General features: G+C 68.9%; 13 protein-coding genes and 1 other RNA gene. 11 read left to right on the forward strand and 3 right to left on the reverse strand.

Annotated elements, in window-relative coordinates; all coding sequences use genetic code 11:
* Positions 1 to 17: 17 nt before the first annotated feature.
* A complete protein-coding gene (locus BCL67_RS02430; RefSeq protein WP_106121870.1) occupies positions 18 to 995 on the reverse strand; it encodes a zinc-binding dehydrogenase in 978 nt (325 codons plus the stop codon).
* A gap of 224 nt (positions 996 to 1,219) precedes the next feature.
* Between BCL67_RS02430 and BCL67_RS02435 the strand changes: the two genes are divergently transcribed.
* The 4 genes from BCL67_RS02435 (at position 1,220) to BCL67_RS02450 (ending at position 4,302) form a co-directional block, all read left to right on the forward strand.
* The gene (locus BCL67_RS02435; protein ID WP_181255858.1) at positions 1,220 to 2,917 is read left to right on the forward strand and encodes an alpha-keto acid decarboxylase family protein; all 1,698 of its coding nucleotides are present in this window, start codon (positions 1,220 to 1,222) and stop codon (positions 2,915 to 2,917) included.
* Positions 2,918 to 2,958: 41 nt separating this feature from the next.
* An RNA gene (ffs, locus tag BCL67_RS02440) (signal recognition particle sRNA small type) lies at positions 2,959 to 3,055 on the forward strand.
* A 90-nt stretch (positions 3,056 to 3,145) separates the two neighbouring features.
* The gene (locus tag BCL67_RS02445) at positions 3,146 to 3,706 is read left to right on the forward strand and encodes a hypothetical protein (RefSeq protein WP_146131058.1); all 561 of its coding nucleotides are present in this window, start codon (positions 3,146 to 3,148) and stop codon (positions 3,704 to 3,706) included.
* Positions 3,707 to 3,774: 68 nt separating this feature from the next.
* Entirely contained in the window at positions 3,775 to 4,302 is a 528-nt protein-coding gene (locus BCL67_RS02450; protein ID WP_106121873.1) for a LytR C-terminal domain-containing protein, read from the forward strand.
* 50 nt (positions 4,303 to 4,352) lie between these two features.
* On the opposite strand, the gene BCL67_RS02455 is transcribed toward BCL67_RS02450, so the two are convergent.
* On the reverse strand, positions 4,353 to 4,835 hold the full coding sequence (locus BCL67_RS02455; RefSeq protein WP_258174691.1) for a hypothetical protein: 483 nt from the start codon (positions 4,833 to 4,835) through the stop codon (positions 4,353 to 4,355).
* Positions 4,836 to 5,046: 211 nt separating this feature from the next.
* Here BCL67_RS02455 and aceA point away from each other — a divergent pair, with 211 nt between their 5' ends.
* From aceA to BCL67_RS02490, 7 genes are all read left to right on the forward strand, one after another.
* The gene (aceA, locus tag BCL67_RS02460) at positions 5,047 to 6,414 is read left to right on the forward strand and encodes an isocitrate lyase (protein WP_106121874.1); all 1,368 of its coding nucleotides are present in this window, start codon (positions 5,047 to 5,049) and stop codon (positions 6,412 to 6,414) included.
* A 28-nt stretch (positions 6,415 to 6,442) separates the two neighbouring features.
* Positions 6,443 to 7,102: a hypothetical protein gene (locus tag BCL67_RS02465; RefSeq protein WP_106121875.1), complete on the forward strand. Its 660-nt coding sequence runs from the start codon at positions 6,443 to 6,445 to the stop codon at positions 7,100 to 7,102.
* A 159-nt stretch (positions 7,103 to 7,261) separates the two neighbouring features.
* The gene (locus BCL67_RS02470; RefSeq protein ID WP_106121876.1) at positions 7,262 to 8,812 is read left to right on the forward strand and encodes an XRE family transcriptional regulator; all 1,551 of its coding nucleotides are present in this window, start codon (positions 7,262 to 7,264) and stop codon (positions 8,810 to 8,812) included.
* 125 nt (positions 8,813 to 8,937) lie between these two features.
* Entirely contained in the window at positions 8,938 to 9,708 is a 771-nt protein-coding gene (locus tag BCL67_RS02475) for a LamB/YcsF family protein (protein ID WP_106121877.1), read from the forward strand.
* Positions 9,705 to 11,552, forward strand: a complete 1,848-nt coding sequence (locus BCL67_RS02480; protein ID WP_106121878.1) for a 5-oxoprolinase subunit B/C family protein — start codon at positions 9,705 to 9,707, stop codon at positions 11,550 to 11,552. Before BCL67_RS02475 ends, BCL67_RS02480 begins: the two co-directional genes overlap by 4 nt.
* Positions 11,549 to 13,333: an acetyl/propionyl/methylcrotonyl-CoA carboxylase subunit alpha gene (locus BCL67_RS02485; RefSeq protein WP_106121879.1), complete on the forward strand. Its 1,785-nt coding sequence runs from the start codon at positions 11,549 to 11,551 to the stop codon at positions 13,331 to 13,333. The genes BCL67_RS02480 and BCL67_RS02485 overlap by 4 nt, the downstream gene beginning before the upstream one ends.
* Before the next feature lie 54 nt (positions 13,334 to 13,387).
* Entirely contained in the window at positions 13,388 to 14,065 is a 678-nt protein-coding gene (locus BCL67_RS02490) for a GntR family transcriptional regulator (protein WP_106121880.1), read from the forward strand.
* 52 nt (positions 14,066 to 14,117) lie between these two features.
* Here BCL67_RS02490 and BCL67_RS15710 read toward each other — a convergent pair whose 3' ends face one another.
* Positions 14,118 to 14,969, reverse strand: coding sequence for an FHA domain-containing protein (locus BCL67_RS15710; protein ID WP_258174693.1), 852 nt, complete (start codon positions 14,967 to 14,969; stop codon positions 14,118 to 14,120).
* Positions 14,970 to 14,995 lie beyond the last annotated feature (26 nt).

Genomic DNA, 14,995 nt, shown 5'->3' on the forward strand with positions numbered 1-14,995 from the left:
GGGACGGGGCCCGCAGGCTATGGGCGCAGCAGGATCTTGCCCGTGCGGCCCGCGACGAAGTTCGCCTTCGCCGCCTCGCGCACCTGATCGAAGGGGTAGGTCGCCTCGGCGGTGAGCGAGAGGGTCCCGTCCTTGACCCGGGTGAGCAGCTCGGTGAACAGCTCCCCGCGTCGCTGCGGTGCGAGATCGCTCATCACCCGTGAGCCCCAGAAGCCCTTGATCGTGACGTTCTTGAAGATGATCGCACCGGAGTTCAGCGCCATCGTGCCTCCGGCCATGGCGCCGAAGATCACCAGCGTGCCGTCCTCTCCCACCTGGGAGAGGACCTGGTTGCTGGCGTCCCCGCCCACGGAGTCGATGCCCGCGACGATCTTCGCACCGCCGGTGATCTCGGCGACGCGGTCCTGCCAGCCGGCCGACTCGGTGGAGACGACTCGCTCGATGCCTTGGGCGTTGAGCTCCTCGACGCCCGCGTCACGACGCACCAGGCCGAGCACGTTGATGCCCCGGGTCGGTGCCAGCTGCGCGAGCATCCGGCCCACGGCGCCGTTGGCGGCGTTCTGGATGATCCAGTCGCCCTCGTTCAGATCCAGCCAGTCCAGCAGGGCGATGCTGGAGAAGGGCATCGAGACCAGCTGGGAGGCGACCTCATCGGTGGCGTCCTCGTCCACCGGGATCAGGCCCGCGGCTGCAGCGGTGAAGTACTCGGCCCAGGCGCCGAAGGTGCCGCCGGTGGCGACGCGCTGACCCAGGGTGAGGTTCTCCACGCCCTCGCCGAGTGCGTCGATGACGCCGACTGCTTCGGATCCGGTGCGGGCCGGCAGCTCCGGCTTGAACCCGTAGGACCCGCGGATGGTCCAGAGGTCGTGGTTATGGATGGGGGAGAGCAGGGTCCGCACCCGGACCTCTCCGGGACCGGGGTCCGGGGTGGGGACCTCTTCGACGTCCAGGACGTCCCAGGGTTCGCCGAAGGTCTGTTGGGTGACTGCGCGCATGATGATCTGCCTTCCGTTGGGTCTTGCTGGGCGTTGCTGCGTGTTGCTGGCGACGCCGGTCCTGCGTGGGCGTCACGCGTGGAGGAACGGCTGTGCGTCTCGCGCTATTCCGTCCGGACCTGTTGTGACGGCTCCCACGTAGACTGGGCGCACCGTAGACCGTTGGCCGCCCAGTCGAACCACCCGCATCGCTGGAGCCGGCCACGACCATGAAGGCGAGACCCATGCCCGAAGTAGAAAAGTCCGAAACCACCCAGGATGAGTCCCACGAGAACTACACGATCGGTGACTACCTGCTGGACCGGTTGGCCGAGCTCGGCCTGACCGAGCTGTTCGGCGTCCCCGGAGACTTCAACCTCCATTTCCTGGACCACGTCGTGGCCCACCGCAGCATCCGCTGGGTCGGCTCCGCCAATGAGCTCAATGCCGGCTACAGCGCCGACGGCTATGCCCGCATCCGCGGCATCGGCGCGTTCCTGACCACCTACGGAGTCGGCGAGCTCTCCGCGATCAACGCCGTCGCCGGCTCCTACGCCGAGTCCGTGCCGGTGGTCCAGATCGTCGGCGCCCCGCCGAAGGAGACCCAGGCCTCGGGTCGCAAGATCCACCACTCGTTGGGCGACGGCGACTTCAAGCACTTCCTGCGCATGGCCGAAGAGGTCACCTGCGCCCACGCCGATCTCGACGCCCCCACCGCGACCTGGGAGATCGACCGCGTCCTGCGCGACGTCGTCTTCCGCCGTCGTCCCGGCTACCTGATGCTGGCCGCCGACGTCGCCGAGGTCGCCGCGTACCCGCCCTCGGAGCCGCTGACCACCGATCTCCCGGTGACTACCCCGCGCGCCGTCGCCGCCTTCGAGGCGGCCGTGCGCCGCTTCCTCCCCGGGCGTCGCACCGCCGTGCTGGCTGACCTGCTGGTCCACCGGCTCGGCGCCACCGAGGAGCTCGCCTCCTTCCTCACCGACTCTCAGCTGCCCTTCGCCACCCTGGCCTGGGGCAAGACCCTGGTCGACGAGTCGGACCCGAACTTCGTGGGCATCTACGCCGGAGCCGCCTCTCAGGATCGGGTGCGCGAGGTCATCGAAGGCGCCGACGCGCTGATCACGCTCGGGGTGGAGTACACCGACAACACCACCGCAGGGTTCTCCATGGATCTCGATCCCACCCGGATGATCGACGTCTCCCGCTTCGGTGCCCGCGTCGGCGATGAGGTCTTCACCCCCATCTCGCTGCAGGACGCGCTCACAGTCCTGCACCGGGTCACCACCGAGCTCGACGACGTCGCCCCCATGCCCGCGGCTGCGGCCCCGGCCACGGAGACGCCGCGGGAACCCTCCGAGGGTCCGCTGACCCAGGACGGCCTCTGGTCCGTGCTGGCCTCGCAGCTGGAATCGGCGAACATCGTCGCCGCCGACCAGGGGACCAGCTACTTCGGGATGGCCTCCCACCGGTTCCCGGCGAAGTCCACGTTCATCGGACAGCCCATGTGGGGTTCCATCGGCTACACCCTGCCGGCGATCATCGGTGCCGGCCTCGCCGATCCCAGCCGCCGGCCGGTGCTGCTGATCGGCGACGGCTCCGCGCAGCTGACCATCCAAGAGATGGGTGTGATGATCCGCGAGAAGCTGCCCGTGGTGGTGGTGCTGGTCAACAACGACGGCTACACCGTCGAGCGTGCGATCCACGGACCCGACGAGGTCTACAACGACATCGCCCCCTGGCGCTGGGAGCTGGTGCCCCGCCTCTTCGGCGCCGCGGAGGAGGACTACCTCTACCGCCGGGTCACCACCGAGGCGGAGCTGCTCGCGGCGTGCAAGGACACCATGAGCAACCGCGAGAAGCTGGTGTTCATCGAGGCGATCACCGACCGCGATGACATCCCGCAGCTGCTCCAGGATGTGGCCAACGCGCTCAAGCGATGAGCTCCATTGGCCTTGAACCCTGAGGCCGAGATACGATGACTCCTGGCCCCACGTGCGGTGCCATCCTGCTGAACTCCCCCAGGACCGGAAGGTAGCAAGGGTAAGTGGGCTCTGGCAGGTGCACGTGGGGCTCTTAACGTCTCCGGCCGCTTCATCAGCCCCCGACTTCCCGCCAGGATCAGCCTCTGGGCGGATGCCCCGTCGCCGCCCAGAACCTAGTCTCGGGGCATGACTTCTTCACCGAGCGCTGACTCACCGTCCGCCTCCGCTGCCGCCCCCTCACCGCCCCGCGTTCCTGCCTGGCTCGGAAATCGCTGGGTCCAGGGGACCGCCGGCGGCGTCCTCGCCCTGGTGCCGGTCCGCCGATACCCGGAGTGGCTGCGCCAGGCCATCATGTGGGTCCCTGCCACGGCGGCCACGACGGTGGTCGTGACTCCTCGCGTCTGGGAGAAGCTGGCCGACGCTGCCCGAGAGTCGCCCGCGCAGCAGGAGCACGAGCAGGAACCGGTGGAGCCGGAGCTCCTTGCGACGGAGCAGTCACGTGAACACCACAGACCGCCCCTGACTCCTGGGCGCAGGGCGGCTTTGTGGGGCGTCGGGCTGACCGTCGGAGCCTCGGTCTACGGGTATATGCGCTTCTCCCTGTGGGTGGACGGTGCGATCGAGGACAAGCTGCGTGAGCACGGAGTCGCCCGGCCACGGGTGGTGATGGCTGTCCTCGGCGGTCTGGCCACCGGATTGACCGGCGGTGCCCCGCCACGGCAGAGGCCGCGCGCCGACACCGCATAGGTGAGCCCCGGCTCGCCGCGTCTGGTGGCTGAATCTCCACGACCCCGTCAGCTCCTAGAATCGAACCCATGGATCACCGGCCCGCGAGCACGCTCCCCCAACGGCTCCTGCTCTGGCTGGGGACTCTGACTGTGATCGGAGTGATCAGCGGCGCCAGCTGGCTGATGATCAACGGGACGATTCCGCTCAGCGTCTTCGGCCGCGGATCGATCCCGTCCGCCGAGCAGTGCCCCTCCAGCACGCAGCAGCCGGTGGTGCCGGAGCGCGTCCGGATCTCGGTGTTCAACACCACCAACGCGCCGGGGCTCGCCCAAGAGGTGGCCGAGGAGCTGAGCGACCGCAGCTTCCGCGTGGCAGAGGTGGACAACGACTACTTCGCCGACACCGGCTTCGCCGGGATCATCCGCGTGGGGGATCGGGGTCTGCGGCAGGCCTACACCCTGCAGCAGCACATCCCAGGCACCATGGTCGACGTCGATGATCGCGCCGACTACAGCGTGGATCTGATCCTGGGGTCCGAATTCTCGGCCCAGGACATGGAAGAGGCCGGAGACCTTGAGATGGTCCCCGGCCCGCTGCGCTGTTCCACCGACTAGTCGGTCGGCCCAGCCCAGTTCCGTTCAGCTGTGGTCTGGCTCAGTCCAGCTCAGCGCGCATTCTTCCAGCGCCGGGCGGCGATGAAGCTGCGCACGCCCAGGACGATGTAGACCACCAGCACGATCACGGTGACCAGTGCTGAGATCACGGCTCCCGGGTTGTCTGACTCGCCGGCGAAGAGCTCGGGCAGGCTCATCAGCGGCATGATCATGCCCAGCGCGCCCAGAAGTGTGACCACCAGGGCGATGTGGACGCCCAGCTTGCGGTTCTTCATCGCGATGCCGCCGCTGATCAGGAGCAGCACGCCGACCACCGAGGGGATCAGCGCGGTCATGCTCGCGAACTCGGTGGCCACGTAGCCGACGATGCCGACCACGACCAGCAGCCCGCCGACGATCAGGCTCAGCCGCGGCATCGGGCTGGCCGGGGCGGCGGGCGACGTCGTCGTCGGGTTCGTGGAGCTTCCGGAGACCGTGGAGTTTCCGGAGAGGGGGGAGTTCGGGGAATTGGTCGGGGTGCTGGGGTTCGTCATGGTGCTCCTCATCGGTGATCTACGGCGGGAATCAAGCTGTTCTCTCTCTTCTACACAGTGTAGAAGATCTGCTTCGGGCGAATCTTCCGCGGTTTCTTCGATTGCGCAAAGAAACGCAGATCTTTGATGAGAAAACTCTGGTGCAGGGGGTTCACAGCGGGTGAACTGGGGTTGTCCCCGAAAAACGGTCCACGATTCAAAGGAGATTCAGATGACCGACACACTTACCTCACAGTCCGAGACATCGCAGACCTCGCAGCCCGAGGGCACGCTCAGCCCCGAGACCAAAGAGGTCTTCCAGCAGAAGGTCGACGCGCTGCAGCAGGACTGGGACACCAACCCCCGCTGGGAGCACACCACCCGCGACTACTCCGCAGCTGAGGTCATCAAGCTGCAGGGCAACGTGCAGGAAGAACACACGCTGGCCAAGCGCGGCTCCGAGAAGCTGTGGAGCCAGCTCACCGCAGAGCACGCCGAGGGCAAGTACACGAACTCGCTGGGCGCCCTGACCGGCAACATGGCGGTCCAGCAGGTCAAGGCCGGCCTGCGCGCCATCTACCTCTCCGGCTGGCAGGTCGCCGGGGACGCGAACCTCTCGGGTCACACCTACCCGGACCAGTCGCTCTACCCGGCCAACTCGGTGCCGTCCGTGGTGCGCCGGATCAACAATGCGCTGCTCCGCGCCGACCAGATCGACTACCTCGAGGGCACCCGCACGGTGGAGGACTACATGGTCCCGATCATCGCCGACGCCGAGGCCGGCTTCGGCGGACCGCTGAACGCCTATGAGCTGATGAAGTCCATGATCGCCTCCGGCGCGGCCGGCGTGCACTGGGAGGATCAGCTCGCCTCGGAGAAGAAGTGCGGCCACCTCGGCGGCAAGGTGCTGATCCCCACCGGGCAGCACGTGCGCACGCTGCAGTCGGCCCGCCTGGCCGCCGATGTGCACAACACCCCCAGCGTGGTCATCGCCCGCACCGATGCCGAGGCGGCCACCCTGATCACCTCCGACGTCGACGAGCGCGATCAGCCCTTCATCACCGGAGAGCGCACTGCCGAGGGCTTCTACAAGGTGCGCAACGGCATCGAGCCCTGCATCGCCCGGGCCAAGGCCTATGCGCCCTACGCGGATCTGATCTGGATGGAGACCGGCACCCCGGACCTGGAGTACGCCAAGCAGTTCGCCGAGGCGGTCAAGGCCGAGTACCCGGACCAGATGCTGGCCTACAACTGCTCGCCCTCGTTCAACTGGAAGAAGCACCTCGACGACGAGACCATCGCGAAGTTCCAGCGTGAGCTGGGCGCCATGGGCTTCACCTTCCAGTTCATCACCCTGGCCGGCTTCCATGCGCTGAACTACTCGATGTTCGAGCTGGCGCGCGGATACAAGGAGAACCAGATGAAGGCCTACGTGGAGCTGCAGGAGAAGGAGTTCGCCGCAGAAGCCGATGGCTACACCGCTACGAAGCACCAGCGCGAGGTCGGCACCGGATACTTCGACGCCATCTCCACCACGTTGAACCCCGAGTCCTCGACGGTGGCCTACAAGGGTTCCACCGAAGCAGGACAATTCCACTGATCCACCGGCATTGACAAAGGAGTCAGCCATGAACGCCCAGACCAGCACATCCCTCCGCTCCAGCACCACGCCCCGGAACCAGAGCGCCACCGCTGCCGCCGAGGCCACCTCGAGCAACGGCATCACGATCAACGGCATCACACTCAGTGCGCCGCGGGCTCCGCGGCAGAACGAGTTGTTCACCGCGGATGCGCTGACCTTCCTGAGCACCCTGCACCGCGAGTTCGGCAGCCGCATCGCCGAGCTCGAGGAGCCGGAGCTGCAGCCACAGCGGAACTTCGCGCCCAGCCCGGTGGGGCGGCGCGAAAGCGTGGAGGAGGCAGAGGCCTCCTGGAAGGCGCTGGTTGAGCGGTACCTGGTGGAACCACCGTCGGCCTTCGCCTCGCCCCGGCGGCTGACCCGGTCCGAGGACCGGATCTTCTCCAAGGGGGAGGCGCTTTCGGCAGGACTGGTTGACTTCGCGCTGCATATCCAGCGCCGGGCACGCCGTCTGGTCTCTGAAGGCAGGGCTCCGTTCATCTCGCTGCTCGGCATCGAGAGCGAGGACGAGCTGGAGATCTGGCAGGAGATGTTCATCCGGGCAGAAGAGCTGGTCGGTCTTCCGGCAGGCACCATCCGGGCGATCACCTTCAGCGCGGAGCAGGACGACGCCGGCGGCGCCGTGCTGCTGCAGAAGCGGGCCCGCTGAGCGGACCCGTCGTCAACGACCCAGAGAAGGGGCTCCCCGTCCCTGACGTCTCGACCTGGACCGACCGTATCGGTCCGCAGGTCGTGAGCGTCGGGGGTGGGGAGTCCTGTTGTGATCGAAGGAGAACTGTGTGTCAGCTCACTGGGTAGACTCGAGCGCATGAGCAGCGCTCAGCCACAGCGGACAGCGAGGTCCGCGGCGACATCCACCCGGTCCTCGGTCAGCTCGGGGAACCTTCGCTCCATCGAGCGCGCCTCGGTCGACGCTCAGGACGAGGGCTTCGACCTGATTGCGCTCGGTCGACGCGTGCGACACCTGCGCAAACAGGCGGGCATGACGCTGGATGCGCTCGCGGAGGCGCTGGGGACCGCGCCCAGCCAGCTCTCGCTGCTGGAGAACGGCCGCCGCGAGCCCAAGCTCTCCCAGCTTCAGCAGCTGGCCAAGGCTCTGGAGGTCAGCTTCGATGACCTCTTCGGCGCGGAGCCGCCCTCGAAGCGGGCGGCCCTGGAGATCGAGCTCGAGAAGGCCCAGCGCGGGCCGCTCTACGCGGCGCTGAATCTTCCCGCCGTCCGGATCAGCAATCGGCTGCCGATGGATGTGTTGGAGTCGCTGGTGTCGCTGCAGCGAGAGCTGCGCCGTCGACTCGAGGAGCAGGCCGCGACTCCTGAGGAGGCGCGGCGGGCCAACACCGAGCTGCGCGAGGAGATGCGCGCCAAGAACAACTACTACCCCGAGATCGAAGCGGCCGCCCAGGAGCTGCTCGACGCCGTGGATCACCGCGAGGGGCCGCTGTCTCACCACGTGGCCGCTGACATCGCCGCGCACCTCGGATTCTCGCTGCGCTTCGTGAAGAACCTGCCTGAATCCACCCGTTCGGTGACGGATCAGAAGAACCGGATCATCTACCTGACCCAGGGAACCTCCCGGCAGTGGGACGCCCGCTCGGTGCTGCTCCAGGCGCTCGGACACCAGGTGCTCGGCCACACCGAGCCGGAGGACTACTCCGAGTTCCTGCGCCAGCGGGTCTACACCAACTACTTCGCCGCAAGCCTGCTGATGCCGCAGGCCACCACGGTGCGCTTCCTGAAGGAGTCCAAGGCGCGCAAGGAAATCGCCATAGAGGACCTGCGCGACGCCTTCGCGGTCTCCTACGAGTCAGCCGCCCACCGGTTCACCAATCTCGCCACCGAGCACCTGGGCATCACGTGTCACTTCCAGAAGGTCCACGAGTCAGGGATCCTGCACAAGGCCTACGAGAACGACGGGGTGAACTTCCCGGCGGACCATTCCGGGGCCATCGAGGGTCAGACGATCTGCCGGCAGTGGACCTCGCGGCAGGTCTTCGAGGTCGACGACAAGTTCCGGTCCTTCTACCAGTACACCGACACCACGGTCGGCACCTTCTGGTGCACCGCACGGACCGAGGCGCACTCCTCGGGGCTGTACTCGCTCTCGATCGGGGTGCCGTTCGAGCATGTGAAATGGTTCCGCGGCTCCGACACCACCTCACGGTCCTCCTCCCGCTGTCCCGATGATCCGACCTGCTGCCGGCAGCCCCCGGCGGCGCTCGCCGCCCGCTGGGAGGGTCAGGCCTGGCCGGCCGCGCGTGCGAACAGCCACCTGCTCGCCGCCATGCCGCAGGGTGCGTTCCCCGGAGTCGACACCACCGAGGTCTACGAGTTCCTGGAGCGCCACTCGCGTCAGGACTGAACTCGACGCTGCCGGAACTCGGGGAACGCCAATTTCGCTCGGATTGTTGAACAATCCCGCGGAGTCAGGCATCCTTGACTCAGCTCACACTGAGACGTGGGCAACACCGGTACAAGGAGGATCACGTGGCACAGATCGACCTGAACAGCGATGTCGGAGAGTCCTTCGGCAACTGGACCATCGGTGACGATGCCGCCATCCTGCGCACCGTCTCCAGCGCGAACATCGCCTGCGGCTTCCACGCCGGAGATCCGCTGACCATCCGCGCCACCGCCACCGAGGCTGTGACCAACGACGTCGTCATCGGTGCCCACATCGGCTACCGCGACCTCGCCGGATTCGGTCGTCGGCATCTGGAATGTTCCCCCGATGAGCTCGCCGCCGACGTGCTCTATCAGCTCGGCGCGCTGGAGGGCATCGCCGGCGCGGTCGGCTCCCAGATCCGCTACGTGAAGCCGCACGGCGCCCTCTACCACTCGATGATCTCTCACACCGGGCACGCCCATGCGGTCATCGACACCATCGCGGCCTACGGCGAGAGCACCGGCCGCGACCTGCCGGTGCTGCTGCTGCCCGGCTCGATCGCCCTGGACTACGCCGCCGAAGCCGGTCTGCGCGGGATCTCCGAGGCCTTCGCCGATCGCAGCTACAACCCCGACGGCACCCTGGTCTCGCGGCGGGAGCCCGACGCGGTGCTCCATGACACCGAGCAGATCGTGGAGAACATGCTGCGCCTGGCCGAAGAGTCGGTGCTGATCGCCCGCGACGGCACCCGAATCGAGACCCAGGCCGAATCCATCTGCACCCACGGCGACACCGCCGGCGCGGTGGCGATGGCGCAGGCGGTGCGCACCGCCCTGGAGGGCGCCGGAGTCGAGATCCGCAGCTTCGCATGATCAGCGCCATCCGAGAGGCCGGTCCCCGTGCGCTCCTGCTGGAGTTCGAGACCCTCGATCAGGTGCTGGCCTGCCATCAGCAGCTGCGCCGCGACCCCCTGCCCGGCCAGGTCGAGGCGGTGGCCGCGGCACGGACGATCCTGCTGCGCTTCACCGCACGGGCGGCCCTGCGCCAGGCCCGCACCCTCCTGCCCGGCCTTGAGCTGGGGGAGTTCTCCGCAGCAGACTCCCGCCACGTGGAGCTGGAGGTCATCTACGACGGCGAGGACCTCGACGAGCTGGCCGCGCACCTGGGCATGAGCGTCGAGGCGCTGATCAACTGGCACAGCGCAGCGTCCTGGACCGGCGCCTTCGGCGGGTTCGCCCCCGGATTCACCTATTGCGTGCCCAGTCCCGCGCCGGGGGAGGCCGGCCCGGATGGCGCCACCGGTCCGCTGGACGTGCCGCGCCGCAGCAGCCCGCGCACCGCCGTGCCCGCCGGCGCCGTCGCCCTGGCCGGGGAGTTCTCGGCGGTGTACCCGCGGGTCTCGCCGGGCGGCTGGCAGCTGATCGGGCACACCCCGGCCACCATGTGGGAGCTCTCGCGCGAGGCCGATGGCGAGTCCCCGGCACTGGTCCGTCCGGGAGACTCGGTGCGGTACAAGCCCGTGCCCGCCCGGTCGGTGACCACCGCATCCACCGCTGAGCCCGACGCTCGCCAGCACCAGACCCCGCACCCGGAGGACCCCCACCAGGACGACGACGCCGCGCTCACCGTGCTCGATCCCGGGCTGCAGACCCTGATCCAGGACCTCGGCCGCAGCGGACTCAGCGATCTGGGGGTCTCCCGCGCCGGAGTCGCCGACGAGGCCGCCGCCCGCCAGGTGAACCGACTCCTCGGCAATGGACCGCAGGCCGCGGTGCTCGAAGCGCTGCACGGGGGACTCGCCCTCCGGGCCGAGAGCACCATGGTCCTCGCGGTCGCCGGCGCGCAGACACCGCTGGACGTCACCGCACCCGACGGGTCCCGCCGCAGCGCACCGCTGGGCACCCCCTTCGCTCTGGTGGCGGGGGAGACCCTGACCCTCGGAGCCCCCACGCGCGGGATGCGCAGCGTGATCGGTCTGCGCGGAGGCATCGCCGCGACCCCGGTGCTCGGCAGCGTCTCCGCCGACACCATGTCCGGACTGGGCCCCGCACCGCTCCAGGCCGGAGACCTGCTGCGCCCTGCCGGTGCCGCCCCCGGCGCCGTGCAGCCGCCGCCCGACTCGTTCGGCGCTGAGACGCCCGGTGTCGGGACGTCCGGTGGTGAGGCCTCGAGTACCGAGACCCCGACCGCGCTGCGCTTCACCTACGGGCCGCGCGCGGACTGGTTCAGCGCCGAGGAGGCGGCCCGACTGGCCGACCAGCCCTGGGAGGTGTCGCAGTCCTCGAACCGGATCGGGATCCGGCTCGAGGTCCCCAAGGCCCCGGCGCCCACCACCACCAGGACCCGCACCGGGACTGGCGCCGCCGAGGCCCCGCGCCCGCTGCGCCGGCTCAAGGAGGGTGAGCTGCCCAGCGAGGGCGTGGTGCGCGGTTCGCTGCAGATGCCCCCCGCCGGCACTCCGGTGCTCTTCCTCAACGACCACCCGGTCACCGGGGGATACCCCGTGATCGGCGTCGTCATCGACGAGGACCTCCCGCTCGCGGCCCAGCTCGCCCCCGCAGACCAGATCACGCTGGTCCCGGTGGACCCCGACACGCTGACCCCGCTGCCGCTGCCGCTGCCGCACCCGAACGACTCGACCGCCCCGTTGACCGGGACCAGACCCGCTCCAGTGACCATCGCGACCCCTGACGCAGAAGAGAAGACCTCATCATGAAGCGCATCCTCATCGCCAACCGTGGCGAGATCGCCGTCCGCATCATCCGCAGCGCCCGCGAATCCGGCTACACCGCCGCCGCGGTCTACGCCGACCAAGATGCCGACTCGCTCCACGTGCAGCTGGCCGACACCGCCGTTGCGCTGCAGGGCACCACCCCGGCGCAGACCTACCTGGACCAGCAGAAGCTCCTCGATGCGGCCCGTGAGGTCGACGCCGATGCGATCCACCCCGGCTACGGCTTCCTCTCCGAGAACGCCGACTTCGCCCGTGCCGTGATCGCGGCCGGTCTCACCTGGATCGGTCCCAAGCCCGAGACCATCGAGACGCTCGGGAACAAGGTCACCGCCCGTGCGCTCGCGGTCAAGGTCGGCGCCCCGCTGGTCCCGGGCACCGACGGCCCGGTCGCCGGCGGCGAAGAGATCCGGGCGTTCGTGGCCGAGCACGGACTGCCGGTGGCGATCAAGGCCGCCCACGGCGGCGGCGGGCGCGGCATGCGCATCGTGCGTGAGGAGTCTGAGATCGACGAGGCCTTCGCCTCGGCCGTGCGCGAGGCCGAATCAGCCTTCGGCCGCGGGGAATGCTTCGTGGAGCGGTTCCTGGACCGGCCCCGACACGTGGAGGCCCAGGTGCTCGCGGACACGCAGGGCAACGTCGTCGTCGTCGGCACCCGAGACTGCTCGCTGCAGCGGCGCAACCAGAAGCTCGTGGAGGAGGCGCCGGCACCGTTCCTCAGCGAGGACCAGCGCGCCGACATCCACCGTTCCGCCCGGGCGATCTGCGCCGAGGCCGGATACGTCGGCGCCGGCACCGTGGAGTACCTGCTCAGCCCAGGCCAGGGCGAGCAGCCCGGTCTGTTGAGCTTCCTGGAGGTCAACACCCGGCTGCAGGTGGAACACCCGGTCACCGAGGAGACCTCCGGGGTCGACCTGGTGGCCGAACAGCTGCGCATCGCCGAGGGTGAGCCGCTGCGCTTCACCGAAGATCCGCAGCCACGCGGCCACTCGGTGGAGTTCCGGCTCAACGCCGAGGAGCCGGCCCAGGGCTTCCTGCCCACTCCAGGCCCGGTCACGCTCTTCGCTCCGCCCACCGGACCCGGCATCCGGGTGGACACCGGGGTGCGCAGCGGCGACGAGATCTCCGGCGCCTTCGATTCGATGCTCGCCAAGCTCGTGGTCACCGGACCCGACCGCAACACCACGCTGCGCCGAGCCCGCATGGCGCTGGACGAGATGCGCATCGAAGGCCTGCCCACCGTGCTGCCCTTCCATCGCCAGGTGCTCGAAGCAGAGGACTTCCTCGCCGTCGACGGCCCGGACAGCTTCGGCGTCCACACGCGCTGGATCGAGACCGAGTTCGAGGCCGCCTATGGCGAATCCATGGTCGACTCCGAGCACCTCGCCGCCGCGCTGCGCCACCGTGAGCACCGCATGCGCCGCACCACCGTGGAGATCGACGGTCGCGCGGTGAGTCTGGGGCTGCCCGCCGCCCTTCTGGCCCTGCTCGGCAGCGGCAGCGGTGCCGGAACACCGGAGGACGACGCCGACAGCGCGCCTGCGGAGACCGCACCCGGGGCCGTGGTCACGAAGCTGGCCGGCAGCCTGGTCAACTTCGCCGTCGAGGACGGCGTCGAGGTCTCCGCCGGGGACCCGGTCGCGGTCGTGGAGGCCATGAAGATGGAGTCCACCGTGACGGCACCGCGAGGTGGACGCTTCCGCCGCGAGGACCTGGCCCCCGGAGCGGCGCTGCAGGCCGGCCAGGTGCTCGGCACCATCGAATGACACCGGCGATGTGACGTTGAGGTGCGGGTTCGACGTCCAGGATAGATTGGGGCCATGACCGACGTGATGTGGAGCTCCTTATCGCCCGAGGGCCTCAGCGAGCATGCTCAGGTCCCTGAGCGGGTCGCGGAGCTGCTGCGCGGAGCGATCTCGGCCGGCACGATTCGTCCGGGCACCAAGCTTCCGGAGGTCGAGCTGACCCGCCAGCTGGACATCTCGCGGCACACGCTGCGCAGCGGATTCCAGATCCTGGCCTCCGAGGGCCTGGTGGAGCGTCATCCGAACCGCGGAGTGTTCGTGCACCAGCCCACCGCCGAGGACATCGCCGAGGTCTACCGGGTGCGCAGGGTGCTGGAGGTCGGAGCGGTGCGCACCGCAGAGTTCCCCGCCGAGGAGCTGGATCAGCTGCATCGGATCGTCTCAGCCGCGGAGGTCGCGCGCGAGCGCGGTGACATTCCCGCGATGGCCCAGGCCAATCAGGTCTTCCATCGGACCATCGCGGCGCAGGTGCGCAGCGCGATGATCGATGCACTCATGGAGCAGGTGCTGGCACGGATGCGCCTGGCCTTCCACGCGAAGTCCGAGCAGCCCAGCTTCCACCACAGCTACATCGAGCGGAACCGGGAGCTTGCCCGGCTGCTCGGTCAGGATGACCGGCAGGCCGCCGAGGACTACCTGCTGGAGTATCTCGACGCCGCCGAGGCGGAGCTGCTGGAGCACCTGAACCGCTGAGCCGGGACCTGCTCCGGGAGCCGGACTCGACCGAGCCCGGCTCCCGGTTTCATCAGCCCTGCTGCCGGTACGGGTCGAACTGCGGCTTCTGATAGGCGAACTCCCCACCCTGACGGCCCCCGAAGGGCCGACCATGATCGGCGTACTCCTCGCGCAGGAACACCAGCCGCCAGAGACCCAGGTCGATCCGAGACCCGGTGCGCAGCGTGATCGACGCCCCAGGCTCCGCGCTGCCGCTGCCACCGATCGCCCCGTGACGCACGATCACATACTCATCGACCGAGTCGTGCAGGATCTCGGCGTGAACCGGGTCCAGCCCGGCCAGCATCAGGTCCGATGACTCGTCGCTGCCGATCAGCGTCCGATCGGCCAGCAGATTGAACTCCAACGGTCTCGCGTCGGGCTGGTCGGTGCGGCTCATGATCAGCCGCGGACGCCCCGCACCACGCGGGGCATGGGTGGTGGTCACCCGGCGGCGAATCCTTCGATTGAACGTCGGGGCCGGCGGCCACGGCGTCTCCGGAGGGATCAGCGAGGACGGGCTCTCCGAGCCCGCCGACCCCGAACCCGCGAAGCGCGGCAGAGACTTCAGCGAGCCCAGCCGAATATGCTTCGACCGAGTCAGCACCCGGCTCATCACCGTGGTCTTCACCGCGCCCAGGCTGACGATCTCCCCGGCAGGACCGATCACGGAGAGCGTCAGGTCCCGCTCCGCCAGCTTGGCTGCGAACGCATCGGCGGCTCGCGTGATCGAGCGCGGCATGCCGTCGAGCAGCGAGGCGTCCTCGGTGCGCACCTCGATGTGCCGACCCGCCGCAGTGATGGTGGCGTTGATCGGGTCAGCCGGGGTGCCGTCCGCCTCGACCTGGGTGACGCTGACGGTGAGATCGATGTCTAGGTGCATGACCGCTCCCGGCTCAGCCGCAGCCG

The organism is Nesterenkonia sandarakina (assembly GCF_003003175.1).
GTDB lineage: Bacteria > Actinomycetota > Actinomycetes > Actinomycetales > Micrococcaceae > Nesterenkonia > Nesterenkonia sandarakina_A.

Coding starts and splice junctions, on each gene's coding strand:
- BCL67_RS02480 (WP_106121878.1), top strand. CDS start 9,705: ATGATCAGCGCCATCCGAGAGGCCGGTCCCCGTGCGCTCCTGCTGGAG.
- BCL67_RS15710 (WP_258174693.1), bottom strand. CDS start 14,969: ATGCACCTAGACATCGATCTCACCGTCAGCGTCACCCAGGTCGAGGCG.
- BCL67_RS02490 (WP_106121880.1), top strand. CDS start 13,388: ATGACCGACGTGATGTGGAGCTCCTTATCGCCCGAGGGCCTCAGCGAG.
- BCL67_RS02450 (WP_106121873.1), top strand. CDS start 3,775: ATGGATCACCGGCCCGCGAGCACGCTCCCCCAACGGCTCCTGCTCTGG.
- BCL67_RS02435 (WP_181255858.1), top strand. CDS start 1,220: ATGCCCGAAGTAGAAAAGTCCGAAACCACCCAGGATGAGTCCCACGAG.
- BCL67_RS02485 (WP_106121879.1), top strand. CDS start 11,549: ATGAAGCGCATCCTCATCGCCAACCGTGGCGAGATCGCCGTCCGCATC.
- BCL67_RS02455 (WP_258174691.1), bottom strand. CDS start 4,835: ATGACGAACCCCAGCACCCCGACCAATTCCCCGAACTCCCCCCTCTCC.
- BCL67_RS02465 (WP_106121875.1), top strand. CDS start 6,443: ATGAACGCCCAGACCAGCACATCCCTCCGCTCCAGCACCACGCCCCGG.
- BCL67_RS02470 (WP_106121876.1), top strand. CDS start 7,262: ATGAGCAGCGCTCAGCCACAGCGGACAGCGAGGTCCGCGGCGACATCC.
- aceA (WP_106121874.1), top strand. CDS start 5,047: ATGACCGACACACTTACCTCACAGTCCGAGACATCGCAGACCTCGCAG.
- BCL67_RS02430 (WP_106121870.1), bottom strand. CDS start 995: ATGCGCGCAGTCACCCAACAGACCTTCGGCGAACCCTGGGACGTCCTG.
- BCL67_RS02445 (WP_146131058.1), top strand. CDS start 3,146: ATGACTTCTTCACCGAGCGCTGACTCACCGTCCGCCTCCGCTGCCGCC.